The organism is Quadrisphaera sp. RL12-1S (genome assembly GCF_014270065.1).
Lineage (GTDB): Bacteria > Actinomycetota > Actinomycetes > Actinomycetales > Quadrisphaeraceae > Quadrisphaera.
Genome location: NZ_JACNME010000015.1, coordinates 22,853 through 47,201 on the forward strand (window position 1 = coordinate 22,853; position 24,349 = coordinate 47,201).

At 75.0% G+C, this 24,349-nt stretch carries 23 protein-coding genes; 8 read left to right on the forward strand and 15 right to left on the reverse strand.

The features are described from left to right. Window positions 1-31: 31 nt before the first annotated feature. Both H7K62_RS19275 and iolC read right to left on the reverse strand, forming a co-directional pair. Window positions 32-952, reverse strand: a complete 921-nt coding sequence (locus H7K62_RS19275) for a Cgl0159 family (beta/alpha)8-fold protein (RefSeq protein WP_370591857.1) — start codon at window positions 950-952, stop codon at window positions 32-34. Beyond that, entirely contained in the window at window positions 945-1,952 is a 1,008-nt protein-coding gene (iolC, locus tag H7K62_RS19280) for a 5-dehydro-2-deoxygluconokinase (RefSeq protein WP_186721688.1), read from the reverse strand. Before iolC ends, H7K62_RS19275 begins: the two co-directional genes overlap by 8 nt. Before the next feature lie 156 nt (window positions 1,953-2,108). On the opposite strand from iolC, the gene H7K62_RS19285 reads away from it, so the two are divergent. Further along, window positions 2,109-2,870, forward strand: coding sequence for a GntR family transcriptional regulator (locus H7K62_RS19285; RefSeq protein WP_186721690.1), 762 nt, complete (start codon window positions 2,109-2,111; stop codon window positions 2,868-2,870). Between the two features lie 44 nt (window positions 2,871-2,914). Here the strand turns inward: H7K62_RS19285 and H7K62_RS19290 are convergent, their stop codons facing one another. The 4 genes from H7K62_RS19290 to H7K62_RS19305 all read right to left on the reverse strand — a co-directional run bounded on the left by H7K62_RS19290 (window position 2,915) and on the right by H7K62_RS19305 (window position 7,019). Beyond that, complete coding sequence (locus tag H7K62_RS19290; protein ID WP_186721692.1) at window positions 2,915-3,742, reverse strand: ATP-binding cassette domain-containing protein; 828 nt, start codon at window positions 3,740-3,742, stop codon at window positions 2,915-2,917. Between the two features lie 5 nt (window positions 3,743-3,747). Next, window positions 3,748-4,815, reverse strand: coding sequence for an ABC transporter permease (locus H7K62_RS19295; RefSeq protein ID WP_186721694.1), 1,068 nt, complete (start codon window positions 4,813-4,815; stop codon window positions 3,748-3,750). A gap of 36 nt (window positions 4,816-4,851) precedes the next feature. Continuing rightward, complete coding sequence (locus H7K62_RS19300) at window positions 4,852-5,862, reverse strand: sugar ABC transporter substrate-binding protein (RefSeq protein ID WP_186721696.1); 1,011 nt, start codon at window positions 5,860-5,862, stop codon at window positions 4,852-4,854. A gap of 110 nt (window positions 5,863-5,972) precedes the next feature. Beyond that, window positions 5,973-7,019, reverse strand: coding sequence for a Gfo/Idh/MocA family protein (locus H7K62_RS19305; protein WP_186721698.1), 1,047 nt, complete (start codon window positions 7,017-7,019; stop codon window positions 5,973-5,975). Window positions 7,020-7,191: 172 nt separating this feature from the next. On the opposite strand from H7K62_RS19305, the gene H7K62_RS19310 reads away from it, so the two are divergent. Beyond that, window positions 7,192-8,268, forward strand: a complete 1,077-nt coding sequence (locus H7K62_RS19310) for a LacI family DNA-binding transcriptional regulator (RefSeq protein WP_186721700.1) — start codon at window positions 7,192-7,194, stop codon at window positions 8,266-8,268. Window positions 8,269-8,320: 52 nt separating this feature from the next. Continuing rightward, complete coding sequence (locus H7K62_RS19315; protein WP_222437890.1) at window positions 8,321-9,520, forward strand: MFS transporter; 1,200 nt, start codon at window positions 8,321-8,323, stop codon at window positions 9,518-9,520. Here the strand turns inward: H7K62_RS19315 and H7K62_RS19320 are convergent. Further along, window positions 9,501-10,601 (reverse strand): LacI family DNA-binding transcriptional regulator, encoded by a 1,101-nt coding sequence (locus H7K62_RS19320; RefSeq protein ID WP_186721702.1) that lies wholly within the window; start codon window positions 10,599-10,601, stop codon window positions 9,501-9,503. The two genes, H7K62_RS19315 and H7K62_RS19320, sit on opposite strands and share 20 nt — an antisense overlap. A gap of 117 nt (window positions 10,602-10,718) precedes the next feature. On the opposite strand from H7K62_RS19320, the gene H7K62_RS19325 reads away from it, so the two are divergent. The 4 genes from H7K62_RS19325 to H7K62_RS19340 all read left to right on the forward strand — a co-directional run bounded on the left by H7K62_RS19325 (window position 10,719) and on the right by H7K62_RS19340 (window position 14,894). Then, complete coding sequence (locus tag H7K62_RS19325; RefSeq protein ID WP_186721704.1) at window positions 10,719-11,942, forward strand: phytanoyl-CoA dioxygenase family protein; 1,224 nt, start codon at window positions 10,719-10,721, stop codon at window positions 11,940-11,942. Window positions 11,943-12,092: 150 nt separating this feature from the next. Continuing rightward, entirely contained in the window at window positions 12,093-13,112 is a 1,020-nt protein-coding gene (locus tag H7K62_RS24305; RefSeq protein WP_186721706.1) for a Gfo/Idh/MocA family oxidoreductase, read from the forward strand. A 13-nt stretch (window positions 13,113-13,125) separates the two neighbouring features. Beyond that, a complete protein-coding gene (locus H7K62_RS19335) occupies window positions 13,126-14,016 on the forward strand; it encodes a sugar phosphate isomerase/epimerase family protein (RefSeq protein WP_186721708.1) in 891 nt (296 codons plus the stop codon). After that, on the forward strand, window positions 14,013-14,894 hold the full coding sequence (locus H7K62_RS19340) for a sugar phosphate isomerase/epimerase family protein (protein WP_186721710.1): 882 nt from the start codon (window positions 14,013-14,015) through the stop codon (window positions 14,892-14,894). Before H7K62_RS19335 ends, H7K62_RS19340 begins: the two co-directional genes overlap by 4 nt. Before the next feature lie 68 nt (window positions 14,895-14,962). Here the strand turns inward: H7K62_RS19340 and ppsA are convergent, their stop codons facing one another. From ppsA to serS, 6 genes are all read right to left on the reverse strand, one after another. After that, complete coding sequence (gene ppsA, locus H7K62_RS19345) at window positions 14,963-17,410, reverse strand: phosphoenolpyruvate synthase (protein WP_186721712.1); 2,448 nt, start codon at window positions 17,408-17,410, stop codon at window positions 14,963-14,965. Beyond that, window positions 17,407-18,240, reverse strand: coding sequence for a pyruvate, water dikinase regulatory protein (locus H7K62_RS19350; RefSeq protein ID WP_186721714.1), 834 nt, complete (start codon window positions 18,238-18,240; stop codon window positions 17,407-17,409). The genes ppsA and H7K62_RS19350 overlap by 4 nt, the downstream gene beginning before the upstream one ends. Before the next feature lie 20 nt (window positions 18,241-18,260). Next, window positions 18,261-18,950, reverse strand: coding sequence for a hypothetical protein (locus H7K62_RS19355; protein ID WP_186721716.1), 690 nt, complete (start codon window positions 18,948-18,950; stop codon window positions 18,261-18,263). Between the two features lie 138 nt (window positions 18,951-19,088). After that, entirely contained in the window at window positions 19,089-19,598 is a 510-nt protein-coding gene (locus H7K62_RS19360; RefSeq protein WP_186721718.1) for an acyl-CoA thioesterase, read from the reverse strand. 33 nt (window positions 19,599-19,631) lie between these two features. Further along, window positions 19,632-20,297 carry a 4a-hydroxytetrahydrobiopterin dehydratase gene (locus tag H7K62_RS19365; protein WP_186721720.1) on the reverse strand — a complete coding sequence of 222 codons (666 nt, stop codon included), beginning with the start codon at window positions 20,295-20,297 and terminating at the stop codon, window positions 19,632-19,634. Window positions 20,298-20,401: 104 nt separating this feature from the next. Next, on the reverse strand, window positions 20,402-21,661 hold the full coding sequence (gene serS / locus H7K62_RS19370) for a serine--tRNA ligase (protein ID WP_186721722.1): 1,260 nt from the start codon (window positions 21,659-21,661) through the stop codon (window positions 20,402-20,404). A 55-nt stretch (window positions 21,662-21,716) separates the two neighbouring features. Here serS and H7K62_RS19375 point away from each other — a divergent pair, with 55 nt between their 5' ends. Next, window positions 21,717-22,865 (forward strand): diacylglycerol/lipid kinase family protein, encoded by a 1,149-nt coding sequence (locus tag H7K62_RS19375; protein ID WP_222437891.1) that lies wholly within the window; start codon window positions 21,717-21,719, stop codon window positions 22,863-22,865. Here H7K62_RS19375 and pheA read toward each other — a convergent pair. Both pheA and H7K62_RS19385 read right to left on the reverse strand, forming a co-directional pair. Then, window positions 22,825-23,787: a prephenate dehydratase gene (pheA, locus tag H7K62_RS19380; protein ID WP_186721724.1), complete on the reverse strand. Its 963-nt coding sequence runs from the start codon at window positions 23,785-23,787 to the stop codon at window positions 22,825-22,827. The genes H7K62_RS19375 and pheA overlap by 41 nt on opposite strands. A 22-nt stretch (window positions 23,788-23,809) precedes the next feature. Further along, window positions 23,810-24,235 (reverse strand): ATP-binding protein, encoded by a 426-nt coding sequence (locus H7K62_RS19385; RefSeq protein WP_186721726.1) that lies wholly within the window; start codon window positions 24,233-24,235, stop codon window positions 23,810-23,812. Window positions 24,236-24,349 lie beyond the last annotated feature (114 nt).

Sequence of the window (24,349 nt, forward strand, 5' to 3'; positions counted from 1 at the left end):
GCTCCTCCTGGAGGTCTGTGCTGCGGGGTGGTCAGCGGACGAGGGAGACGGCGGTGTCGACGGCTGCGGCGACGTCGTCGTCAGGGGGGAACAGCAGGGCGCGGCCGACGACGAGGCCGCGGACGGAGGGCAGGGCGAGCGCCCGGCGCCACGACTCGTAGGTCGCGTCGGGGGCGGTGACGGGGTCGCCGCCGAGGATCAGCGTGGGCAGGGTGGTGGCCTCCATGACGCGCTCCATGTCCTCGACCACGGGCAGCTTGAGCCACGTGCGGGCCGAGGTGGACCCGAGGCCCTGGCCGACGTGGATGGAGGCGATGACGCCCTCCGGCGTGAGGTCGTTGACGACCCTGCCGTCGGGGCGGCGGCTGCTGGTGAACGGCTCGACGAGGGCAACCCGGCCGGCGCGGTTGAGGTCGGTGACGGCGCGGGCGCAGGCCTGCAGGGTGGCGACGGTGCCGGGGTCGTCCCTGTCGATGCGCAGCAGCACCTTGCCGGCGTCGAAGCCGGCCTCGACGATGCCGGGGACGTCGTAGGCGGTCATCCGGTCGTCCATCTCGAACACCGACCCCGCGAGACCACCGCGGTTCATCGAGGCGATGACCACCTTGTCCTCCAGCGCGCCCAGGAGCAGCAGGTCCTCGGCGACGTCGGCGGTGGCCAGCAGGCCGTCCACCCCGGGGCGGGCGAGCGCGGCGCGCAGCCTGTCGAGCAGCTCGGTGCGGCTGGCCATGGCGTCGGAGCGCCCTCGGGCGGAGAGCGCGCCGCGGGCGGGGTGGTCGGCCGCCACCACCATGAGGCGGCCGTCCTCGGGGACGAACGAGGGGCGGCGCACCCTGTCGGCCAGGGCTGCGGCGACGGCCTCCGGGTGGCGGGCGCGCAGCTCGGTGACCTCGGCGTAGCTGCGGGCCCGGGGCGCCGGCACGACGGCCGGGCGGGTGCTCGCCTCAGGCACGGTCGCGCTCCCGCCCGGTGGTCATGTCGGCGTGGGCCGCCACGTGGGCGGCGATCTCCTCGGCCGTCGGCATGGCCGTGGCGCACTCGAGGCGGGAGGCGACGATGGCGCCGGCGGCGTTGCAGCGCGCCAGGAGCTCCGCCAGCGGCAGGTCCGCCAGCAGGCCGTCCACGAGGGAGCCGCCGAAGGCGTCTCCGGCGCCGAGGCCGTTGACGACCGCCACGGGGGTGGCGGGGACGACGACGCGCTCGGAGCGGGTGGCGCCCAGCACGCCGCGCGGTCCCTGCTTGACCACCGCCAGGTCCACGCCGAGCGCGAGCAGGGCGTCGGCGGCGGCGTCGGCGTCGTCCTCCCCCGTCGCCACCCAGCACTCCTCGCGGTTGCCGACGGCGACGGTGGCGTGGGCGAGCGCTCGCTGGGCCTGGGTGCGGGCGGCCTCGACGCCGCCGTCGGCGGGCCAGAAGTCGGCCCGGTGGTCCAGGTCGAGGACCGTGTGCCGGCGCGGCCCGGCCGCCGCGGCGCGGGCGGCCAGGGCGGTGTGGTGGGCGGTGCGGCTGGGCTCCTCCGACAGGCCCGTCAGCGTCACCCACAGCAGGTCGGCACCGGTGACGGCGGCCAGGTCGAGGGCGCTCGCGTCCAGCTGCAGGTCCGGCGTGGTCGGGCGGCGGTAGAACCAGATCGGGAACCGGTCCGGCGGGAAGACCTCGCAGAACGTCACGGGGGTGAGGTGGTCGGCGTCGGTGGCGACGCGGGAGTCGTCCACGCCCAGCTGGCGCAGCGAGCGCCGCACGAACCTGCCGAAGGGGTCGTCCCCGACGCCCGAGACCAGGGCGGGCCGGCGGCCCAGGCGCGCCGCGGCCACGGCCACGTTGGCGGCGCTGCCCCCGAGGAACTTGCCGAAGGTCTCCACGTCCTCCAGCCCGACGCCCGTCTGCAGCGGGTACACGTCGACGCCGCAGCGGCCCAGGACGAGGACCTCGGGCGCGGCGGGCGTGCTCACAGCGTCCTCCTCGACGTCGTGCGGGTGGTGGTGGAACCCTCGCGTCCCACCGCGACACCTGTCAAGTGTTGTCCTGACATACGGTCCTGCTGTCCTCCGGAGAGCAGCACCCGCGCGGCGGTGGTCTGCGAGAGGCCGACCTGGGAGGATCCCGTCATGGACCCCTCTGCCGCGCCCGACGTCGTGGCGCGGCTGGCGCGCGGCATCGACAGGTCGAGCCCCGTGCCGCTGTACCACCAGCTGGCCGAGCAGCTGCGCGCCGCCATCGCCGACGGCACCCTCGCCCCCGGCTCGCGCCTCGAGAACGAGGTGGCGATGGCGGAGCGGCTGGGCCTGTCCCGTCCGACCATGCGGCAGGCGCTGCAGGAGCTGGTCGACAAGGGCCTGCTGGTCCGCCGCCGCGGGGTGGGCACCCAGGTGGTGCACCCGCACGTCAACCGCTCGATGGCCCTGACGAGCCTGCACGACGACCTCGCCCGCAGCGGCAGGGCGCCGCTGACCGAGGTGCTGGGGTACGAGTCCGCCCCCGCGCCGCACGAGCTCGCCGAGGCCCTGGGCGTGGCCCCGGGGACCGAGGTGGTGACGGTCAGGCGGCTGCGCTCCGCCGACGGCGAGCCGCTGGCCATCATGACCAACCACATCCCCGCCGCGAGCGCCCCCACGCGCGAGCAGCTGGAGACCGAGGGCCTGTACGAGGTGATGCGGGCGCGCGGGGTGCAGTTCCGGGTGGCGCGCCAGACCGTGGGGGCGCGGCTGGCGACGGCGGCGGAGGCGCGCCTGCTCAACGAGCGGCCGCGGGCGGCGCTGGTGACGATGCAGCGCACCGCGTACGACGACGCCGGTCACGTCATCGAGGTGGGCGACCACGTCTACCGCGCCAGCCGGTACGCCTTCGAGACCACCCTCGTCGACCGCTGAGGGGCGGCAGGAGCACCCCGGGGCGGGGCGCTCCTGCCACCTGCTCACGACCGCTGCAGCTCGTGCTCGAGCTCTGCCAGCTCCGCGCCGCCGGCCATGAGGGCCACCAGCTCGTCGCGGCTGAGGTCGGCCTTGGCCGCGTTCGCGATGGCCCTGCCGCGCTTGAGCACCAGGAAGCGGTCGCCCACGGGGTAGGCGTGGTGCGGGTTGTGGGTGATGAAGATGACGCCCAGGCCCCGGTCGCGGGCGGCGGCGATGTAGCGCAGCACCACCCCCGACTGCTTCACCCCGAGCGCGGCCGTCGGCTCGTCGAGGATGAGGACCCGGGCGCCGAAGTGCACGGCCCGGGCGATGGCGACGCACTGCCTCTCGCCGCCGGAGAGCGTGCCGATGGGCTGGTCGACGTCGCGCAGGTCGATGCCCATCGCCGCGAGCGCGTCCTTGGTGGTGCGCCGCATGGCGGGCACGTCCATGAAGAGGCCCTTGCGGAGCTCGGAGCCGAGGAAGAAGTTGCGCCAGATCGGCATCAGCGGGACCACGGCGAGGTCCTGGTAGACGGTGGCGATGCCCTTGTCGAGCGCCTCGCGGGGGCTCTTGAGGTGGGTCGCCTCGCCGTCGACGAGGAGCTCGCCCTGGGAGTGCTGGTGGGAACCGGCGATGATCTTGATGAAGGTCGACTTGCCGGCGCCGTTGTCGCCCAGGACGCACGTGACCTCGCCGGCCCGCACGAGGGTGCTGACGCCGGACAGGGCGATGACGGGGCCGTAGTTCTTGCCGACGTCGCGCAGCTCGACGAGGGCGGTGCCGCGGGCCGCGGGCTCGCCGGGGGCCCCGGCGGCGGGAGCGGCGGCGGCCGACTCGGAGGTGGTCATGGGGGTCAGTCCCTCTCGCCCGTGGCGCGGCGGCGCACCCAGGAGTTGAGCAGCGTGGCGGCCAGGAGCATCACGCCGAGGAAGAGCTTGTACCAGTCGTTGTCCCACTGGGCGGCGGGGATGCCCTGCTTGGTCATGCCGAAGATGAGGGCCCCGAGCGCGGCGCCGATGACGGAGCCGAAGCCGCCCGTGAGCAGGCAGCCGCCGATGACGGCCGCGATGATGTACTCGAACTCCAGGCCGATGCCGAGGTTGGCCTGCACCGAGCCGGACCGCGACATGACGATCATGCCGACGAGCCAGCCGCACAGCGACACGGTCATGAAGAGCAGCACCTTGACCCGCGCCACGGGCACACCGGTCTGGCGCGCCGCGGACTGGCCCCCGCCGGAGGCGTAGATCCAGTTGCCGACCCGGGTGCGGGTGAGCAGCAGCGTGCCCAGCACCACCAGCAGCGCCCACCACAGGACGCTCGCCTTGATGCCCACCGAGCCGACCGTCACCGAGCCGGCGAAGACGGTCCGCACCGAGTCCCAGCCGTCGAGGGTGCCGATGCCGGTGGCCAGCACCGTGCCGGTGATGAGCTTGGTGACCGCAAGGTTGACGCCCTGGAGCACGAAGAAGGTGCCGAGCGTGACGATGAAGCTGGGCAGCCTGGTCTTGACCAGCACGAGCCCGTTGGCGGCGCCGACGGCCAGGCTGAACACCAGCGCCAGCCCCACGCCGACCCAGGCGTTGAGGGTGAGCTGGTAGGCCACGATCGTCGCGAAGAGCGCGCTCGAGGCCGTCTGCACGCCGGCCGACAGGTCGAACTCGCCGCCGACCATGAGCAGGGCGACGCCCACCGCCATGATCCCCAGGAGGGAGGCGGCGTCGAGGAAGTTCGCCACACCGGCGCCGGTGCGGAAGGACGGCGCGGTGTACAGGAAGAACACCAGCACCGCCGCGGCCCCGACGGCCGCCCCCAGCTCGGGGCGGCCCAGCAGGGCCCGTGCGCGGGACGTGCGGCGCAGCCGCTCGTCCGGCGGGGCGGGGGCGGCCGTGGCCGCCCCCGCTGCGCTCGTCGTCGTCATGGGGCTCCTCTCACTGCTCCGCGCTGGGCGGAGGCCTCAGCGGGTGCCGCGGGCGGCGTACTGCGCCACCGCGTCGACGTTGTCCTTGGTGACGAAGCCCGGGCCGGTGAGCACCGGCTGGCCACCGCCCACGGTGTTCGCGTTGTCCTTGTAGAGCTTGAGGAAGACGACGGGCAGGTAGCCCTGCAGGTAGGGCTGCTGGTCGACGGCGAAGAGGATCTTGCCGTCCTTGATGGCCTTGGTGACGTCGGAGTCGAGGTCGAAGGTCGCCAGCTTGGCGCTGGAGCCGGCCGCGGCGAGGGCGGCGACGGCGGAGGTGGCCACGCCGTTGTTGAGGGTCAGGACGCCGTTGATGGACGGGTCCGCCTGCAGCGCCGAGGTGATGGTGTTCTGCGCCTCGGACAGGTTGGACACGTCCACCTGCAGGTTGGTGGTGGTGCCGCCCAGCGCCTCGGCGGCGCCGGCGCAGCGGTCCTCGAGGCCCGCGTTGCCCGCCTCGTGGATGACGCAGAGGAGCTTGGTGACCCCGGCGGCCTTGAGCTGCTCACCGGCGCCCTGGCCGGCGGTCTTCTCGGTCTGGCCGACGTGGGTGATGGCGCCGAAGGCCTTGGACTCCTCCTGGCCGGAGTTGATGGTGATGACCGGGATGCCCGCGGCGACCGCGGCCTTGACGGCCGTCTCCACGCCGCCCGGGTTGGCCATCGAGACGACCAGCCCGTCCACCTTCTGCGCCACGGCGTTGTCGATGGCCTGGCTCTGCTCGTTCGGGTCGCCGGAGCCCTGGTAGGTGACGTTGACGCACTCCGCCTTGCCGGCGTCCTGCGCGCCCTTCTTGACGATGTCCCAGAAGCTGTCGCCCTGCTTGCCGTGGCTGACCACGGCGATGGTGCCGCTCGGGGAGGAGCAGCCCCCGCCGCCGCTGCCCCCCGCGGCCGCGGCGCTGGAGCTCGCGGCGGCGGCGGCGCCGCCCTGGGAGCTGCAGCTGGCGAGGGTGAGGACGGCCGCTGCTGCGGCGGCGGTGATCAGGGAGTTGCGGAACAGACGCATGGTGGCTCCTTCGCCTACGGGTGGTGCGCCGGTCGGTCTGGCGGGTGCTGGTCTGGCGGGTGCTGGTCTGGCGGGTGCTGGTCTGACGGGTGTCGGTCAGGTGGTGCTGGTCAGGCGGTGGTGAGCGGTGCCGGGCTCGGCACCGGGGTCTGCTCGACGTCGACCGGGCGGCCCTCGCGCAGCGAGGTCGCGCACGCCTCGGCCAGCTCCAGCGCGTGCAGCCCGTCGAGGGCCGGGCTGGGGTTGTCGGTGCGCCCCGCGACGACGTCCGCGAAGGTGGCCACCTCGCGGCGGTAGGCGGTCTCCCAGCGCTGCGCGAAGCCGTCCCAGGCCGGGCCGGGCAGCAGGTCCGGGTCGGCCAGGGCGGTCAGCGGGGTGCGGGGTCCCAGGCCCGAGGCGGCGCACTCCAGCTCACCGCTGAGCTCGATGCGGTTGTCGTAGCCGCTGCCGTTGCTGCGCCCGGTGGTCAGCACCCCCAGGGCGCCGGAGGCGAAGGTGAGGACCACCGCGGCGGTGTCGACGTCGCCGAGGTGCCCGATCCGCTCGTCCACCAGCACCGACCCGGTGGCGCTGACGCGCACCGCGCGCTCCCCGAGGACCCAGGGCAGCGCGTCGAGGTCGTGGACCAGCAGGTCCAGGAAGATCCCCCCGGAGCCCGCCAGGAACTCCACCGGCGGCGGCCGGTGGTCCGCGGCGACCGCCCGCAGCAGGTAGACGGTGCCGAAACGGCCCGCGGCGACGCCGTCGCGCAGGGCCCGCACCTCGGGGTCGAAGCGCCGCTGGAAGCCCACCACCAGGGGGACGCCGGCGCGGCCGGCGGCGTCGGCGAGGCGCACGACCGTGGCGCGGTCGGTGGCCAGCGGCTTCTCGCAGAGCACCGGCACGCCGGCGCCCAGGGCCGCCAGCACCGACTCCTCGTGCACGGGGGTGGGGGTGGCCACGAGCGCCCCGTCGGCCCACCCGAGCACGGCGCCCAGGTCGGAGCTGCCGGTGACCCGTGCGGGGCCGCCGGCGGTGGCGGACAGCTCGGAGGCGGCGGCGCCGGCCCGGGCGGGGTCGACGTCGTAGAGGACGACCTCCTCGACCTGCGGGCACTGCGCCGCGAAGCGGGCGTGCATGAGGCCGATCCGGCCGACGCCGAGGACGGCGAGCTTCACGGGCGCTCCTTCGGGCCGTGGGGGGACTGGTGGCGGGAGGTGCTGCGCGAACGGTCGTTGCGCGGTGCGGCGGTGCAGCGCTTGACTGGAGTAGAGCGCTCTACTCCGATGCCGAGGAGCATCGGTGCACTCGCCCCACCGTGTCAAGGCCTATGTCAGGACAGCAGGACAGATGACGACTCCGCAGGACGCCTTCACGCCCCGCGCCGCCGGGGCGCGCCGTCCCACGCTGGAGGACGTCGCCCGTCTCGCCGGTGTCTCCCGCGCGCAGGTGTCCCTGGTGGTCAGGGGGTCGGCGCGGGTCAGCGACGCCAGCCGCGAGCGCGTGCTGAGCGCCTGCCGGGAGGTGGGCTACCGGCCCAACCTGCACGCCCGCACCCTCGCCCAGACCGAGAGCGGCATCCTCGGCGTGCTGGTCTCCGACCTGCACAACCCCTTCTTCGCCGAGGTGGTCGACGGGCTGCAGGAGGGGGTCCGCCCGGCCGGGAAGCAGCTGGTGATGGCCAGCGGCGGGCGCTCGCCCGAGGTGGAGCGCGAGGCCCTGGAGATGCTCCTGTCGCTGCACCCCACCGGCGTGGTGGTGCTGGGCTCGGTGCTGGCCGACGCCGACCTGGAGGAGCTGCTCGGCCGCGGGCTCCCGGTGCCGGTGGTCTCGGTGACGCGCGTGGTCGGGTCCGCCCTGGTGGACAGCGTGAGCATCGACGAGGCGGCGGGGGCGGAGCTGGCGGTGGCGCACCTGGCGGAGCTCGGGCACCGGCGCATCACCCACCTCGACGGCGCCGGCGGTGCGGGCGCCGCCGACCGCGCGGCGGGGTACCGCGCGGCGATGCGGCGGCACGGGCTGCAGGACCGGGCCGAGGTCTGCCCGGGCGGGTTCACCGAGGCGGCGGGGGCGGCGGCGGCCGAGGAGCTGCTGCACCGCTGCGGCGAGGACCTGCCCACGGCGCTCTTCGTGGCCAACGACATCGCCGCCGTGGGCGTGCTGTCCCGGCTCGCCGAGGCCGGCGTCGAGGTGCCCGGCCGGGTCAGCGTGGTCGGCTTCGACGACAGCTGGGTGGCGGGCAGCCGCTTCACCGCCCTCACCACGGTCCGCCAGCCCAAGCTGCGGATGGGCCTGCTGGCGGTCGCCGCCGTGCTGGAGCGCGCCGCGGGCCGCCGGGAGCCGTCGCGCACGGTCGTGGAGCCCGAGCTGGTGGTGCGCTCCACCACGGCGCCACCAGCGCGGGTCGGGCGGGGCGGTCAGGGGTGACCCGCCAGGTCCTGCTGGTCCACGCGGCCGCCCGTCCCGGGGAGCGCACCCCGTGACGGAGGCGCTGGAGCGGCGCCTCCTGGTGCCGGGCAGCGCCCTGCTGTGGGGACTGCAGTTCGCCGTCCTCGTGCCCTCCCTCGCGCTGCTGCTGGTGGCCCTCTACGGGGCGACACCGGCCCAGGTCGGCTGGGTGCTCGCGGTCTACAACGGCGCCGGCTTCGTCGCGGCCCTCGTCGTCCCCGCGCTCGCCGACCGGCGCGGTGACTACCTCGCGCCGATGCTCGGCTGCGCCGTCCTCACCCTGCTGCTGGCGGCGGCGCTGTGGGCGGTGACGTCGCTGCCCCTGGCCGTGGTCGCCCTCGTGGTGCTCGGGGCCCCCGCGGGCGTGGGGGTGTCGCTCCTCTTCGCCCACCTGCGCTCGGAGGGAGCCGGCACCCCGCAGGTGACGAGGGTGCGGGCCCTGGTCTCGTTCGCGTGGGTCGCGGGGCCGCCACTGGCCGCGTTCCTCATCGCCGGTGCCGGAGAGCGCGCGGTGCTGCCGGCGCTGGCCGTGCTCGCCGTGCTCAACGGCCTGACGACCGCGGCCCTCGTGGCCCGCCGCCGGCGCCGGCTCGCCGAGGGCGTCCCGACAGCGGGCGCCCCCGACGACGCCATCGCCGTCTCCCGCGGCGGCGTGCTGGTGGTGGCCCTCGGCTTCGTGCTGCTGCAGTCCGCGAACGCCACGGTGGTCTCGGTGATGGCGCTGTTCACCACCCGCGACCTCGGGCTGGACGTGGTCTGGTCGGGCGTCGCGCTCGGGGTGGCGGCTGCCGCGGAGGTCCCGGCGCTGCTGCTGCTCGGTCGGGTGGGCCGCCGCTCCTCGGACCTGGCGCTGGTCGTGTCGGACAGCGCCGTGGGGGTCCTGTACTTCCTGCTCATGGCCGTGGTGACCGGCCCCGTGGGCCTGGTGTCGGTGCAGCTGCTCAACGCCTGGTCGTTCGCGGTCATCGCCGGCACGGGGCTCGGGCTCTTCCAGAGGGTCGTGGCCCGCCCCGGGCTCGCGTCGGGGCTCTACGCCAACACCCGACGCCTCGGCGGAGTGGTCAGCGGCCCGGTCGTCGGGCTCGGCGGGGCGACGACGTGGGGGTACGGCGCGGCGTTCCTCGTCTGCGCAGGGCTCACGGCGCTCGGTGTGCTGCTCGTGGCGCTCGCGCTGCGGACCGCCTCCCCCTCCTCCGCGGCGGGCGCGGGGGTCACCGCAGGGGGACGTTGAACCGCGTCACCACCTGGACCGGGGCCGCCCACGACCGCGGCGGGCCGGGCAGCCCCCCGCGGGACTGCAGGAGCACGCGCGCGGCGCGGCGCAGGTGCGTGCGCAGGTCGTGGTGGAGCACCGCGGAGACCCGGCCGGCGCGCAGCAGCGCCAGGTGCTCGGCGGCGAGGTCGTGGACGACGACGACGCGCGGCTCCTGCCCGTGCCGCGCGAGCGCGTCGAGCACGGCGGTGGCGCCGCCCGCACCGGCGTACATCGCGTAGACGGCCCCGACGCCTCCGCCCGCGTCGTCGTCCTCGAGGGTCTCGCGCAGGTCGTCGAGCACTGCGCGGGAGCGGGTCTCGTCGTCGCGGACTTCCAGCACGCGCCGCGGGCCGAGCACCTCGGCGAACCCGGCGGCGCGCTCGTCCTCACCCAGGTCCACCCCGCTGCTGCGGACCACGAGCACTGCCTGCCTGTGGTGATCATGCAGAAGACCCGCACTGCGCTGCTCGGGGTGCGGGTCTTCTGCATGATCACCGATGTGGTCGAGCGGGCCCAGCCACTGGTCGACGAGGTGGGCCGCGGTCCGGCCGGCACCGCGGTTGTCCAGCCCCACGTACGCCGCCCGCTCGGAGCCCGGCAGGTCGGTGACCAGGGTGACCACGGGTACCCCGGCCTCGGCCAGCCGACCGACGGCGGCCACCACGTCGGGGTGCAGCGGCGCCTTGAGGACCACGCCGTCGGAGCGGGCCGTCGCAGCCCCGCGCAGCGCCGCCACCACGGGGGCGGGGTCCGAGCCGTCGAGCAGGTGGAAGCGCGCCCTCACGACCGCGGGCCGCAGGCCGGGCAGCTCGGCCTCCAGGGCCGTGCGCACCTCCACGGAGAAGCGCAGCGGGGCCTGGACCACCACGTCGAGCACCCAGGTGCGCCCGCCGAGCTGCAGCTGGTCGGCCTGGCGCTGCAGGTCGGCGACGGCCCGCTCCACCTGCCGGGCGGTGGAGGGCCGCACGCCGGGGCGGCCGTGCAGCACCCGGTCGACGGTGGCCTCGGACAGGCCGGCCTGAGCGGCGATCTCACGCACGCGGAAGGGGTGGCGCACTGCTCCAGGATGACGCGTCCTGATGGCTTGCTGAGGGGTTCGGCGGCCGCGCCGGGGGTCGCGCGCTCGTAGCGTCGTCACCAGCCACGGACCCGCTCGACGACGAGAGGCACCCAGATGACCGCCACCCCGCTGCGCCCCACCTCCTCGACGCCACCGGCGCGCACGCGCGTCCCCACCGGCTGGTACTCCCCCGCCGACTGCTCCCTCGACGACTTCCGGTCGATCGTCGAGGGGGGCCTGGCCGAGACGTCCCTGGACGACCACCCGTACGCCGACGCGCTCGAGCAGGGCGTGCTCGTCTACGGCTCCCGGTTGCGCGAGCACACGACCACGGCCGAGGGCCGGCGCGACGTGCAGGCCGAGCTGGCGCGGGCCCTGGCGGACGGGCCCGGGATCGTGGTGTTCAAGGGCGCCTTCGACCACGACGACGTCGACCGCGCGACGGGCGTCTTCGCCGCGATGATCGAGGAGCAGAGGGCCGCGGGCACGGCCTCCGGGGACCACTTCGCCAAGCCCGGCGCCAACGACCGGGTGTGGGGCGCGCTGGACAAGCTGGCCGTGCGCGCCCCGGAGGTGTTCGCCCGCTACTACGCCAACGACGTCCTGGCCCTCGTCTCCGAGGCCTGGCTGGGCCGCGGCTACCAGGTGACCTCGCAGGTCAACGTGGTCAACCCCGGCGGCCAGGCGCAGACCGCGCACCGCGACTACCACCTGGGGTTCATGGACCAGGCGCAGGCGCTGGGCTACCCGGCCCAGGTGCACGCGCTCTCCCCGGTGCTCACGCTCCAGGGGGCGGTGGCGCACGTCGACATGCCGGTCGAGACCGGCCCGACGCTGTACCTGCCGCACTCGCAGAAGCACCCCGCCGGCTACATCGCCTTCCACCGGCGCGAGTTCACCCAGTACTTCCTCGAGCACTCCGTGCAGCTGCCGCTGGCCAAGGGCGACGCGGCCTTCTTCAACCCCGCCCTGTTCCACGGCGCCGGCACCAACCGGAGCACCGACGTGCGCCGCATGGCCAACCTCCTCCAGGTGTCGTCGGGGTTCGGCCGGGCGATGGAGGACGTCGACCGGGTGGCGGCCTCGAAGGCGCTGTTCGGCGCGCTGAGCGCCCAGAAGGCGGCGGGGGTGGACGAGCGGTCGCTGCGCAACGTCGTGGCGGCCTCGGCGGAGGGCTACGCCTTCCCGACCAACCTCGACAGGGACCAGCCGATCGACGGTCTGGCACCGCAGACCCAGGCCGAGCTGGTCTGGCAGGCGCTGTCCGAGGGGTGGGACGCCGCGCGCTTGGAGGAGGCCCTCGACGCCCAGGCCGCCCGCCGCCGCTCCGCCGTCTGACCCCCGTGATCATGGGCGGTCGGACACCTGGTGGCCGACCGCCCATGATCACGGTCGGTGGGGTCTTGACGGTATGACCTGACAACTCGCTAGCATCGCCGGCGGCGCCCCGGCGCACCTGCACCATCTCGACGACGAGGAGCCCCTCCGGTGACCAGCCCCGCCACGCCCGTGCGCATCGCCCTCGTCGGCAGCGGCCGCATCGGCCAGGTCCACGCGGCCACGGTGCACCGCTCCGAAGGCGCGGTGCTGCAGGTCGTGGCCGACCCGTTCATCGCCGGTGCGGAGTCGGTGGTGTCCCGCTTCGGCGGCAGGGCCACCACCGACGCCCTCGAGGCCATCACCGCCGACGACGTCGACGCCGTGGTGGTCGCCTCCCCCACCTCCACCCACGTGGACCTCATCGCGGCCTGCCTGGACGCCGGCAAGCCGGTGCTGTGCGAGAAGCCGATCGACCTGGACATCGCTCGCGTCGACGGGCTGCGCGCCCGCGCCGCGGCGGCGTCGGTCCCGGTGGCCCTCGGCTTCAACCGGCGCTTCGACCCGCACTTCGCCGAGCTGCACCGCCGCGTCCAGGCCGGGGAGATCGGCCCGCTGGAGCAGCTGACCATCGTCAGCCGCGACCCGGCGCCCGCCCCGGAGGACTACATCAAGGTCTCCGGCGGCATCTTCCGCGACATGACCATCCACGACTTCGACACCGCGCGCTGGTTCGTGCCCGACGTCGTGGCCGTCACCGCGGTGGGGCTGAACCAGTTCTCCGACGTCATCGCGCAGCACGACGACTACGACGGCGCCGTGGTGACCCTCGTCGGCGCGGGTGGGCAGTCGGTGACCATCACCAACTCCCGCCACTGCGCGGCCGGCTACGACCAGCGCCTGGAGGCCACCGGCCCGCTGGGCACCCTGTCCGTCGGCAACGTCACCGACACCCTGGTGCGCTCGTCCACCGGTGCCTCCGGCGACTCCGGCGCGCCCTTCCAGAACTTCTTCCTGGAGCGCTACGCCCGCGCCTACTCCGCCGAGCTGGAGTCCTTCCTCACCGCCGTCCGCGGGGGCGAGCTGACGGGCCCCGGCTTCGAGGACGGCCGCGCCGCCCTGGTGCTCGCGGACGCCGCGGGGGTCTCGGCCCGCGAGGGCCGCACCGTCCGCGTCGACCTGTCCGCCTGAGCCCCCGCGCGGCATGACCTCCCCGGCGCTGGTCGCCAGCTGCTGGACGACCGCCGGTGACGCGCTGCCGGCGGGAGACCGCGAGCGCAGCCCTCTGCCGCTGCCCGAGCGCGTCCGCGCCGTCGCCGCCACCGGCTGGGTCGGCCTGGGCCTGCTCCACGCCGACCTCGACGGCCTGTCCCCCGCCGACCTCGCCGCGCTCGGAGGGCTGGTCCGCTCCCAGGGCCTCACCCACGTGGAGGTGGAGCTGCTCGACGGCTGGTGGGACGACGACGAGGGCGCGTGGCGGCCGCGGTGGGACCTGCTGCTCGCCGCCGCCCGTGAGCTGGGAGCGGCGCTGGTCAAGGCCACGCCACCCCCGGCCGGGCACACCGGAGACCTAGTCGTCCGCCTGCGCGCCCTCGCCGAGGAGGCGGCCGCCTCCGGAACGCGCCTCGCGCTCGAGCCGGTGCCGTGGGCGGCGGTGGCGAGCATCCCCGCCGGCGCCGACCTCGTCCGCGAGGTCGGCCACCCGGCGTTCGGTCTGGTGGTCGACGCGTGGCACGTCTTCCGGGCCGGGACGTCGCTGGAGGAGCTGGCCGCGTCGCTGTCCGGCGGCGACCCCGTCGTCGTCGCGGTGGAGCTCGACGACGCCGACGCGACCGTGGTCGGCACCCTCTTCGAGGACACCCGCGACCGCCGCCGCTACTGCGGCGAGGGGGTCTTCGACCTGCCCGGTCTCGTGCGCGTGCTGCGCGGTGCCGGGTTCGAGGGGCCGTGGGGCGTGGAGGCGCTCTCCACCGAGCACCGCGCCCTCCCCCTCGACGCCGGGCTCGCCCGCGCCCGCGACGCCGCCATCGCCGTCCTGACAGCCCCTCCTCAGCCCCGCACCCCGCTCGACCCCCAGACCCGGAGGCCCTCGTGACCGACCTGAAGATCGCTGGCGCACCCATCACGTGGGGCGTGTGCGAGGTGCCCGGCTGGGGCGCGCAGCTGCCCGTGGAGCGCGTGCTGCGCGAGATGCGCCAGCTCGGGCTGACGGCCACCGAGTTCGGCCCCGAGGGGTTCCTCCCGGTCGACCCCGCCGACCGCGCCGCCGTGCTGCGCGAGAACGGCCTGGCGGCGGTCGGCGGCTTCGTGCCCGTCGTGCTGCACGACCCCCAGCGCGACCCGCTGCCCGCGCTCCAGTCCGAGCTGGAGGCGTTCGTGGCCGCCGGCGCCGGCGTCGTCGTCCTGTCGGCCGACTCGGGGCTGGCCGGCTACGACGAGCGCGTGGAGCTGGACGAGACCGGCTGGTCGACGCTGCTGGGCAACCTCGTCCGCCTGCGCGACGCCGCCGCCGAGGTGGGCGTGCTCGCGGTGCTGCACCCGCACGTCGGCACGCTGGTCGAGTCGAAGGACGACGTCGAGCGCGTCATCGCCGGCTGCGACGTCGGGCTCTGCCTGGACTCCGGCCACCTGCTCATCGGCGGGACCGACCCCGTCGCCCTGGCGCAGGCCCACCCCGAGCGGATCCGCCACGTGCACCTCAAGGACGTCGACGCCGCCACCGCGCAGCGCGTCCGCGATGGCGAGCTGACCTACTACCAGGCGGTGCAGGAGGGCCTGTACCGCCCGCTCGGCCAGGGCGACGTCGACGTGCGGTCCCTGCTCCGCTCGCTCCTGGCCGCCGGGTACGACGGCTGGTTCGTGCTCGAGCAGGACACCGTGCTGCAGCTGCTGCCCGAGGACGGCGAGGGCCCCGTGGCCGACGCCTCCGCGAGCGCCGACCACCTGCGTCAGCTGGCCGCCGAGCTGGCCTGACCGGCGGCGCCGTCGAGGTCGGGGTCGGGGCGGGGGGACCCCTCGGCTGGAGTCCCCCCGCCCCGGTCTCAGCGCGCTCCCACGGCCTCCGGCTGCTGCTCGAGGAGCAGGGGCGCGTCGTCGTCGTCCGCCACCGCGGGCGCGGCGGCGGCGCGCTCGGCCAGGCGCAGCCAGGTGGCCACCACCGTGTCGGGGTTGAGCGAGACCGACGAGATCCCCTGGTCCACCAGCCACTCGGCGAGGTCGGGGTGGTCGCTGGGGCCCTGGCCGCAGATGCCGACGTACTTGCCGCGCTCGCGCGCCGCCGTGATGGCCAGCTCGAGGAGCTTGAGGACGGCGGGGTCGCGCTCGTCGAAGCCCGCGGCCACGAGGGCGCTGTCCCTGTCGAGCCCGAGCGTCAGCTGCGTCATGTCGTTGGAGCCGATGGAGAAGCCGTCGAAGTGCTCGAGGAACTGCTCCGCCAGCAGCGCGTTGGAGGGCAGCTCGCACATCATCACCACCTCGAGCCCGTTCTCGCCGCGCACGAGGCCGTTCTGCGCGAGCAGCTCGACCACGGCCTCGCCCTCGGCGAGGGTGCGCACGAACGGCACCATCACCTTGACGTTGGTGAAGCCCATGGCGTCGCGCACGTGGAGCAGCGCCTCGCACTCCATCTGGAAGCAGGGGGCGAAGTCCGGCGAGAGGTACCGCGAGGCGCCGCGGTAGCCCAGCATCGGGTTCTCCTCGTGCGGCTCGTAGAGGTCTCCGGCCAGCAGGTTCGCGTACTCGTTGGACTTGAAGTCGCTCAGGCGCACGATGACGGGCTCGGGCCAGAACGCCGCCGCGATGGTGGAGACGCCCTCGGCCACCCGCCGCACGAAGTACTCCCGCGGGGAGGGGTGCGCGGCGGTGCGCTGCTCCACCTGCGCGGCGACGTCCTCGGGGAGGGAGCCCACCTCGAGCAGCGCGCGGGGGTGCACGCCGATCTGCCGGTTGATGATGAACTCCAGCCGGGCCAGGCCCACGCCGGCGTTCGGCAGCCGGGAGAAGGCGAACGCCTGGTCGGGGGTGCCGACGTTCATCATGACCTTGACCGGAGGCTCGGGCATCGCGTCGAGGTGGGTGACGACCTCCTCGAAGGGCAGCAGCCCCGCGTACACGAGCCCGGTGTCGCCCTCGGCACAGGAGACGGTCACCTCGGTGCCCTCGGCGAGCAGGCGGGTGGCGTCACCGGTGCCGACGACGGCGGGGATGCCGAGCTCGCGGGCGATGATCGCCGCGTGGCAGGTGCGCCCGCCCCGGTCGGTGACGATGGCGCTGGCGCGCTTCATGATCGGCTCCCAGTCGGGGTCGGTCATGTCGGCCACGAGCACGTCGCCCGCCTGGAACTCGCGCATCTGCTCGATGCTCCGCAGCACGCGCACGGCCCCGGCGCCGATGCGCTGGCCGATGGCCCGCCCGGAGACCAGCACGTCACCGCTGCCCTGCAGCTCGAAGCGGCGCAGGGCGCCGTGGTCGGCCCGCGAGACCACGGTCTCCGGTCGCGCCTGCAGCACGTAGAGCTGGCCGTCCACGCCGTCCTTGGCCCACTCCACGTCCATCGGGCGGCCGTAGTGCTCCTCGATGACGAGGGCGTGGCGGGCGAGCTGCTCCACCTCGTCGTCGGTGAGGGAGAACACCCGCCGCTGGTCCGCGGGGACGTCCTCGAAGGCGGTGCTGGCCCCGGCCACGCGGGAGTCGGTGTACCGCATCGCGACGGCCTTCTCCCCCACCGAGCGGCTCAGCACCGCGGGCCGCCCGGCGCGCAGCGCCCGCTTGGAGACGTAGAACTCGTCGGGGTTCACCGCCCCCTGCACCACGGCCTCGCCGAGCCCGTAGGAGCTGGTCACGAAGACCACCTCGTCGAAGCCCGACTCGGTGTCCACCGTGAAGAGCACCCCGGAGGCGCCCACGTCCGAGCGCACCATCCGCTGCACGCCGGCGGACAGCGCGACGTCGTGGTCGAAGCCGTGGTGGGCCCGGTAGGCGATGGCCCTGTCGTTGTAGAGGGAGGCGTAGACGCTGCGGACGGCGGCGAGCACGTTCTCCACGCCGCCCACGTTGAGGAAGGTCTCCTGCTGGCCGGCGAAGGAGGCGTCGGGCAGGTCCTCGGCGGTGGCCGAGGACCGCACCGCCCAGGTCACGGCGTCCGGGTCCGCCTCGCGCTCCAGCAGGGCCGCGTAGGCGCCGCGGACCTCCGCCTCCAGGTCGGCGGGGAACGGCTGGGCCTCCACCCAACCGCGCACCTGCGCACCGACGCGGGAGAGCTGGGTGACGTCCTCGACGTCCACCGCGCTGACCGCCTCGACGATGCGCTGGTCCAGTCCCTCGTGCGCCAGGAAGCGCCGGTAGGCGTCGGAGGTGGTGGCGAACCCCCCGGGCACCCGCACCCCGAGGGAGGCGAGGTGGCTGACCATCTCCCCCAGGGAGGCGTTCTTGCCGCCCACCCGGGGCAGGTCGGCCATGGTGATCTGCTCGAACCACAGGACGTCGGTCATGGGGACTCATCTCCGGACAGGCGCTCTCGGCGCAGCTCGAGGGACTGGAGGATCACGGCGGACATCTCCTCCACGCTCTTGGTGGAGGAGTTCACGAAGGGGATGCGGTTGCGCTGGTAGAGCTGCTCGGCGCGGCGCAGCTCGAGGGTGCACTGGGCCAGGGAGGCGTAGCGGGACGAGGGGCGGCGCTCGTGCCGGACCTGGCTCAGCCGCAGCGGCGTGGTGGTCACCCCGAAGCAGCGGCCGGCGTACGGGGCGACCAGCGGTGGCAGCCCGTCGGTGGGGAAGTCGTCGTCGGTGAGGGGGTAGTTGGCCACGAGCACCCCGTGCTGCAGCGCGAGGTACATCGTGGTGGGGGTCTTGCCGCAGCGGCTGGGAGCCACGATGATCACCTCCGCCTGGTCGAGGGCGCGCGTGCTCTGCCCGTCGTCGTGCTCGATGGCGAACTCCACGGCGCGCATCCGCGCGAAGTACGCCGTGGTGTCACCGAGGGTGTGGAACTGGCCCAGCTGCTCCGACGCCGTGGTGTCCAGCACCTGCTCCAGCTCGGTGAGGTGCCCTCCCAGCAGGTCGATCCGGTCTCCCGGGGCCGCGGCCAGGGCCGCGAGCACCGCCGGGTCCTTGACGGTGGTGAAGACCACCGGTGCCAGGCCCGCGGCCTGGGCGCGCTCGAGCGCCCTGACCACCTGCGCCGCGCCGCGACCCCCCTCGACGAAGGGCAGCGTGCGGCGCACGAACTGCACGCCGGGGAAGTTCGCGAGCAGCGCGTTGCCGAGCGTCTGAGCCGTGATCCCCGTGCTGTCCGAGACGAAGAAGGCCGCGCGCCGCACGGGTGCCGCTCCCGGCGGGGTCAAGCCCACGCGACGGGCGACCCGCAGCTCCAGACCTCGGAGCCACCGCGGAGCCGGACGCGCAGACGCCTGCCCTCGGGCCAGGCGACGTCATCGCGCAGGGGGTGGCCGTGCTCGTCGTCCAGGGGCAGGCCCACCGAGTGGACGAGCGCCGTCCACGGCTCCCCCGCCTCGATGCGCTCCAGCGCTGCCCGGCCGACGTGCGCCTCCTCGCCGAGGGACAGGACCGCCACCGGGGAGTCCGTGAAGAGCACCCCCAGCTCCGGCCCCGGTGCACCGTTCCCGTCCACGGCGAAGGGCACCAGCCACGCGGTCCGACCCCGCGAGGCGCCGCTCAGCGCGCGCAGCGCCGCGGCCTCGCGCTGCTCCTCGTCAGCGGGCTCGGGGGTGCCGGGTCCAGCGGCGACGTCGAAGTCGCGCAGGTCGCGCAGCTCCGGGACGAGCAGGTCGTCGAGGGGCAGGTCCGAGAGGTCGGCGGCAGCCGAGGAACCTGCGGGCCTGCGGAACGTGCCCCAGCGCACTCCGGTGGCGGCCAGGCGGTGGCGCTGCTCGCCAGAACCGTCGACCAGCTCCACCGCGGCCGGGCGCAGGATGCGCCGGACGCGCATCTCCCAGGTGTGCAGGTCCCGGCGGACCGCTGCCAGGTGGGGCTCGGTGCTGGAGCGGTGGCGCTGCGCGAGGACGGTCACGCGTTCTCCTCAGGTCCGATGAGCGGGAGTCCGAGGATCTGTGGAGCCGGCAGCGCTCCGCCAGGACGTTTTGGTGTGAAGTTCGGCGGTTCTTGCGGTCTGGTCAGGAACGAGGACCAGAGACCCCTCCGTCAGCCCTCACGGCGCGCTCGGTCCCCCCGCGACCCCCTCGCCCGGGGCCCCCTCGCCCGCGCGCGGGAACCCCGCCACGGGCATCCGGTGCCTGGGCACCCGGTCGCGCGCGTACGTCACCTCGGTGTACCCGTGCGGAGCCGGACGCCCGTCGTCGCCGAGGTTGACGAAGACGATCTGGTCGATGGTGACGATCTCCTCGCGCGTGACCATGTTGCGCACCTCCGCGCGCACGGTCAGGGACGTCCGACCGAAGCGGACCACCCGCAGCCCCATCTCCACGAGGTCCCCCACCTGCGCCGGGGCCGTGAAGACCGCGGACGAGATGAGCTTGGTGACCACGCGGTGGCTGCCCAGCTGGAGGATCGCGTAGATCGCGGCCTCCTCGTCCACCCACCGCACGATGCTCCCGGCCGAGGTGGTGCCGTTCGCGTTGAGGTGCTCGGGCCTCACCCAGGTGCGGGTGCGGAAGCTGATGGGTGCGACGTCGTCACCCCGGTCTGCTGAGCCGAACACCCGCCCGACGCTACCCGGGGAACCTGTGGATGATCACTGGGTGGGGTGGTCCCTGCCCTGGGGCGTGCAGACGCAGACCCGGTCTCCGCCGGGGTCCGTCAGCACGGTGAAGGCGGGGGCCGCGCCGGTGTCCACCGCGGCTCCCGCGGAGGCGGCGGCGGCGACCACGTCCCCGGCGGCCTCGGCCGCCACGCTGACGTCCAGGTGCCACCGGCTGGGCGCGGGGGTGTCCGTGCGCTGGAACCACACCGACGGGCCGCGGTCGTGAGGGTCGACGAGCGAGCCGTCGCTCCCGCGCACCACGTAGCCCAGGGCCGCCTGCCACACGCCCTGGACGCGCTCGGGGTCGGAGGTGTCCAGCGCCAGCTCGAGGGAGCGCGGCAGCGCCGGCTCGGCGACGGCGCCGAGGCCGGCCGCCAGCTGCGAGGTGCGCCGCGCCGCCGTGACGTCGAGCGCGGTCACCCGCCAGCCGGCGCTGTGCGTGGTCCAGCTGAGGAAGACCAGGTCGTAGCGCCAGTCGAGGCTGGGGTGGTGGTCGAGCTCCTCGGACAGCGCCCCCACCCCGGCCACCAGCTCCAGGGCGAGGGCCGGCGAGGGCGCCCGGAAGGCCGTGCGCAGCGCGCCGAGGCGGCCTCGCCAGTCGGGGAGGGAGTCCAGCGCGGCCTGGGCGGCCGTGGCGTCGAGGGGCGTGCGGTCCACGGCGGTGAGGCTAGCCAGGTGCGCCCACACCGGGCCTGACCTGAGCGGTGGCCCCCACCGACCGTGGTCACCGCGACGGGGGTCGGGGACCGACCCGCGCCGCGTCAGCGGACGGGCTCGAGCACCTCGAGGCCGCCCATGAAGGGGCGCAGCGCCGCGGGGACCACCACGGAGCCGTCGGGCTGCTGGTGGTTCTCGAGGATGGCCACCAGCCAGCGCGTCGTGGCGAGGGTGCCGTTGAGGGTGGCCACGGGGCGCGTGGCGCCGTCGTCGCTGCGCTCGCGCACCGACAGGCGCCGCGCCTGGAAGGTGGTGCAGTTCGACGTCGAGGTGAGCTCGCGGTAGCGGCCCTGCGACGGGACCCAGCCCTCGCAGTCGAACTTGCGGGCGGCGCTGGTGCCGAGGTCGCCGGCGGCCACGTCGATGACGCGGTAGGGCACCTCGACCGCCTGGAGCACCTCCTCCTCCCAGGCGAGGAGCCGCTCGTGCTCGGCGGCGGCGTCCTCCTGCCGGCAGAAGCTGAACATCTCCACCTTGTGGAACTGGTGCACGCGGATGATGCCGCGGGTGTCCCGCCCGTGGCTGCCGGCCTCCCGGCGGTAGCAGGCCGACCAGCCGGCGTAGCGCTTCGGCCCGGCCGCGAGGTCGAGGATCTCGTCGGCGTGGTAGCCGGCTAGGGCCACCTCCGAGGTGCCCACGAGGTACAGGTCGTCAGCGGCGAGGCGGTAGACCTCGTCGGCGTGCTCGCCGAGGAACCCGGTGCCGGCCATGACCTCGGGCTTGACCAGCGTGGGGGTGATCATGGGGCTGAAGCCGTTGGCGACGGCGCGGTCGACCGCCAGGTTGAGCAGGGCGAGCTCCAGCCGCGCTCCCACCCCGGTCAGGAAGTAGAACCGCGAGCCCGAGACCTTCGCGCCGCGCTCCACGTCGATGGCGCCCAGCAGCTCGCCCAGCTCGAGGTGGTCCTTCGGGGCCTCCAGCGAGGGCGGGGTGCCCACCTCGCGCAGCACCACGAAGTCGTCCTCGCCGCCGGGAGGGGCGCCCTGCACCACGTTCGCGAGGCTGCGGATGAGCCGGTCGTACTCGGCGCCCTGGGCCTCGGCCTCCGCGGCGGCGGTCTTCGCCTGCTCGGCGAGGTCCTTGGCGCGGGCGAGCAGCGCGGCCTTCTCGTCCCCCTTCGCCTGGGCGACCTGCTTGCCGAGCGCCTTCTGCTCCGCGCGCAGCCCCTCGGAGGTCGTCATGGCCGCTCGGCGGGCAGTGTCGGCCGCCAGCACGGCGTCGACGACGCCCTCGTCAGCTCCGCGGGCGCGCTGGCTGGCGCGCACCGACTCCGGGTCATCGCGCAGGAGGCGCACGTCGATCACCCCGGCAAGACTAGTCGCGCTGCCCCGCGCGCCTCACGCCGATAGCGTTCCGCGCGTGACGACCACCGAGCTGATCTCCCTGGTCGTCGCCGTCGTCGCGCTCGCGCTGGCGGTCATCTCGACGACGGTGGCGGTGCAGCTGCGCCGCAGCATCGCCGAGCGGATCGCCCAGCGCGCCGCGGCCCTCGAGCGCACCGCGCCGGACCGGCGGCCGCTGGCCGCCGTCGTCGTCAACCCGACCAAGGTGGGGGACGTGGGCGGGGTGCGCACGGCCCTGGACCGGGCGTGCCGGGACCTGGAGTGGCGCGAGCCGCTGTGGCTGGAGACCACCGCGGAGGACCCCGGCACCAGCCAGGCGCGGCGAGCGCTGGCCGCGGGAGCCGACGTCGTGGTGGCCTTCGGGGGTGACGGCACCGTGCGGCGGGTGGCGGCGGTGCTCGCGGGCACGGGGACCCCGCTGGGGCTGGTCCCCGCGGGCACCGGGAACCTCCTGGCGCGCAACCTCGACGTCGTCACCTCCCGCGCGGCGGAGATCGCCCCGGACGACGTCGAGGCGGCCATGCGCGTGGTGCTGTCCGGCATCGACCGGCGCATCGACGTCGGCTGGATCTCCCTGGAGCGCCCCGGCGCCGAGCAGCCCGACGCCGAGGAGTGCTTCCTCGTGATGGCCGGCATGGGGTTCGACGCGGAGATCATGGCCGGCGCGCCCGAGGCGCTCAAGGCCCGGGTGGGGCCGGCCGCGTACTTCGTGTCGGGCCTGCAGCGGTTCAACGGGGACCGCGTGCGCATGGACATCACCGTGGACGGCGTGCCGCACCGCCGCCGCGTGCGCACGGCCGTGGTCGGCAACGTGGGCCGCGTGCAGGGCGGCCTGGCGCTGATGCCGGACGCCGAGGTGGACGACGGCTACCTCGACGTGCTCGCGATCGGCCCGCGCGGGGTGGTGGGCTGGCTGGACGTGGCGGGCCGCGTCATCACGCGCCGCACCTGGGGCGACCAGCGCCTGGCCCACTGGCGCGGCCAGCGCATCGACCTGGAGGCCGAGCAGCCCCAGGAGGCGCAGATCGACGGCGACCCGATCGGGGAGGTGCTGTCCATGCGCGTCCGGGTGGACGAGGGGGCGCTGGTGGTGCGCGTGTCCAACCGCGCCCCGCGCCGACCGGTCAGCGCTCGGGCGCGGATCCGGGCGCTGCACCTGCGCTGAGCAGCGCGGCCAGCCAGTCGCGGGCGGCGGTGAAGTCGCTGTCGGCCGTGCCGGCCGGCGGCACGGGCGCGAGGCCGTCGGCGCGCGGGTAGGAGCCCAGGAACCGCACCTGCGGGCACACGCGGTGCAGGCCCATCAGCGCCTCGGACACCCGCGGGTCCGCCACGTGCCCCTCGCAGTCGATGGAGAACGTGTACCGGCCCAGCTCGGTGCCCTGCGGGCGCGACTCGATGCGGGTCAGGTTGATGCCGCGCGTGGCGAACTGCTCCAGCAGCTCCAGCAGGGCCCCGGAGCGGTCCTGCGCCAGGGACGCCGCCACGGTGGTCTTGTCGGACCCGGTGGGCGGCGGGGGTGCGGTGGCCCTGCTGACGACGACGAAGCGCGTGACGGCGCCGGCGTTGTCCGCCACGTCGCGGGCCAGGACGTCCAGGCCGGCGGCGGCGGCGGCAGGCTCGGCGCACAGGGCGGCGTCGTAGGGGGCGTCGGGAGCGGCACCGCCGAGGACCTGGGCGGCGGCGGCCGTCGACAGCGCCGGGACGGCCACGGCGAGGGGGAGGTGCTGGGACAGCCAGCCGCGGCACTGGGCGAGGGCGTGCGGGTGGCTGCCGACGCGCCGCACGCCGGTGAGGGCCGTGCCGGGGCGGGCTGCGAGCACGAACGCCACCGGGACGAGCACCTCGGCGCGGATGGACAGCGGACGTCCCGCCCCGAGGGCGTCCAGGGTGGAGGTCACGCCGCCCTCGACGGAGTTCTCGATGGGGACGACGGCGAGGTCGGCGGCTCCCTCGCGGACGGCGTTGAGGGCGGCGTCCACGCTGGCCACCGGGATCCTCTCGGCGTCGGCCGCACCCGGGGCGCGTCCGGCGGCCACCTCGGTGAACGTGCCGGGCGGGCCCAGGTAGACCAGGCGGGGAGGGGTCACCCCCGCACCGTACCGACCCTGCTCAGGCGCCCAGGCGGTGCTCGACGGACTGCGCCGCCGCCGGGGCGAAGGGGACCAGCGCCCACACCGTGCGGTGCCCCGCGGTGTCGACCGAGGTGCCCCAGCGGCGTGCGATCTCCTCGACGATGTAGAGCCCGCGGCCGCAGGTGTCGAGCGGGTCGGCGTCGTGGGCCTCCAGCTCGCGCGGAGGTCCGTCCCCCCCGCCGCCGTCGACCACCTCGACGGCCACCTCCTCCCCCGTGAGGCGCCAGCGCACGAGCAGGCCGCCGTCGAGGGGCGTGCCGTGCCGCACGGCGTTGCCGACGAGCTCGCTGGTGACCACCGCGACGTCGTCGGCGACCGGCGAGGTGCGCGGGTCGCGCAGGAGGTCGTCGTGGAGGGCGCGCCGCACGGAGGACACCTCCTGCGGCTCGTGGCGCACGCGCACGCACCGCACGGTGCTGGCGGGCACTTCGATGCTGACCGGCACGCTGATCGACCCCTCGTCTCGGCCTCGTCTCGACTCCGACCCTGGGGTGAGTACCCCCGGTCCGCCCGGTGA

What these genes read in the sequence shown, in the direction of transcription:
- H7K62_RS19300 (WP_186721696.1), bottom strand. Translation starts at nt 5,862, where the DNA reads ATGCGTCTGTTCCGCAACTCCCTGATCACCGCCGCCGCAGCAGCGGCC.
- H7K62_RS19335 (WP_186721708.1), top strand. Translation starts at nt 13,126, where the DNA reads ATGACCTCCCCGGCGCTGGTCGCCAGCTGCTGGACGACCGCCGGTGAC.
- H7K62_RS19310 (WP_186721700.1), top strand. Translation starts at nt 7,192, where the DNA reads ATGACGACTCCGCAGGACGCCTTCACGCCCCGCGCCGCCGGGGCGCGC.
- H7K62_RS19290 (WP_186721692.1), bottom strand. Translation starts at nt 3,742, where the DNA reads ATGACCACCTCCGAGTCGGCCGCCGCCGCTCCCGCCGCCGGGGCCCCC.
- H7K62_RS19295 (WP_186721694.1), bottom strand. Translation starts at nt 4,815, where the DNA reads ATGACGACGACGAGCGCAGCGGGGGCGGCCACGGCCGCCCCCGCCCCG.
- H7K62_RS19285 (WP_186721690.1), top strand. Translation starts at nt 2,109, where the DNA reads ATGGACCCCTCTGCCGCGCCCGACGTCGTGGCGCGGCTGGCGCGCGGC.
- H7K62_RS19325 (WP_186721704.1), top strand. Translation starts at nt 10,719, where the DNA reads ATGACCGCCACCCCGCTGCGCCCCACCTCCTCGACGCCACCGGCGCGC.
- ppsA (WP_186721712.1), bottom strand. Translation starts at nt 17,410, where the DNA reads ATGACCGACGTCCTGTGGTTCGAGCAGATCACCATGGCCGACCTGCCC.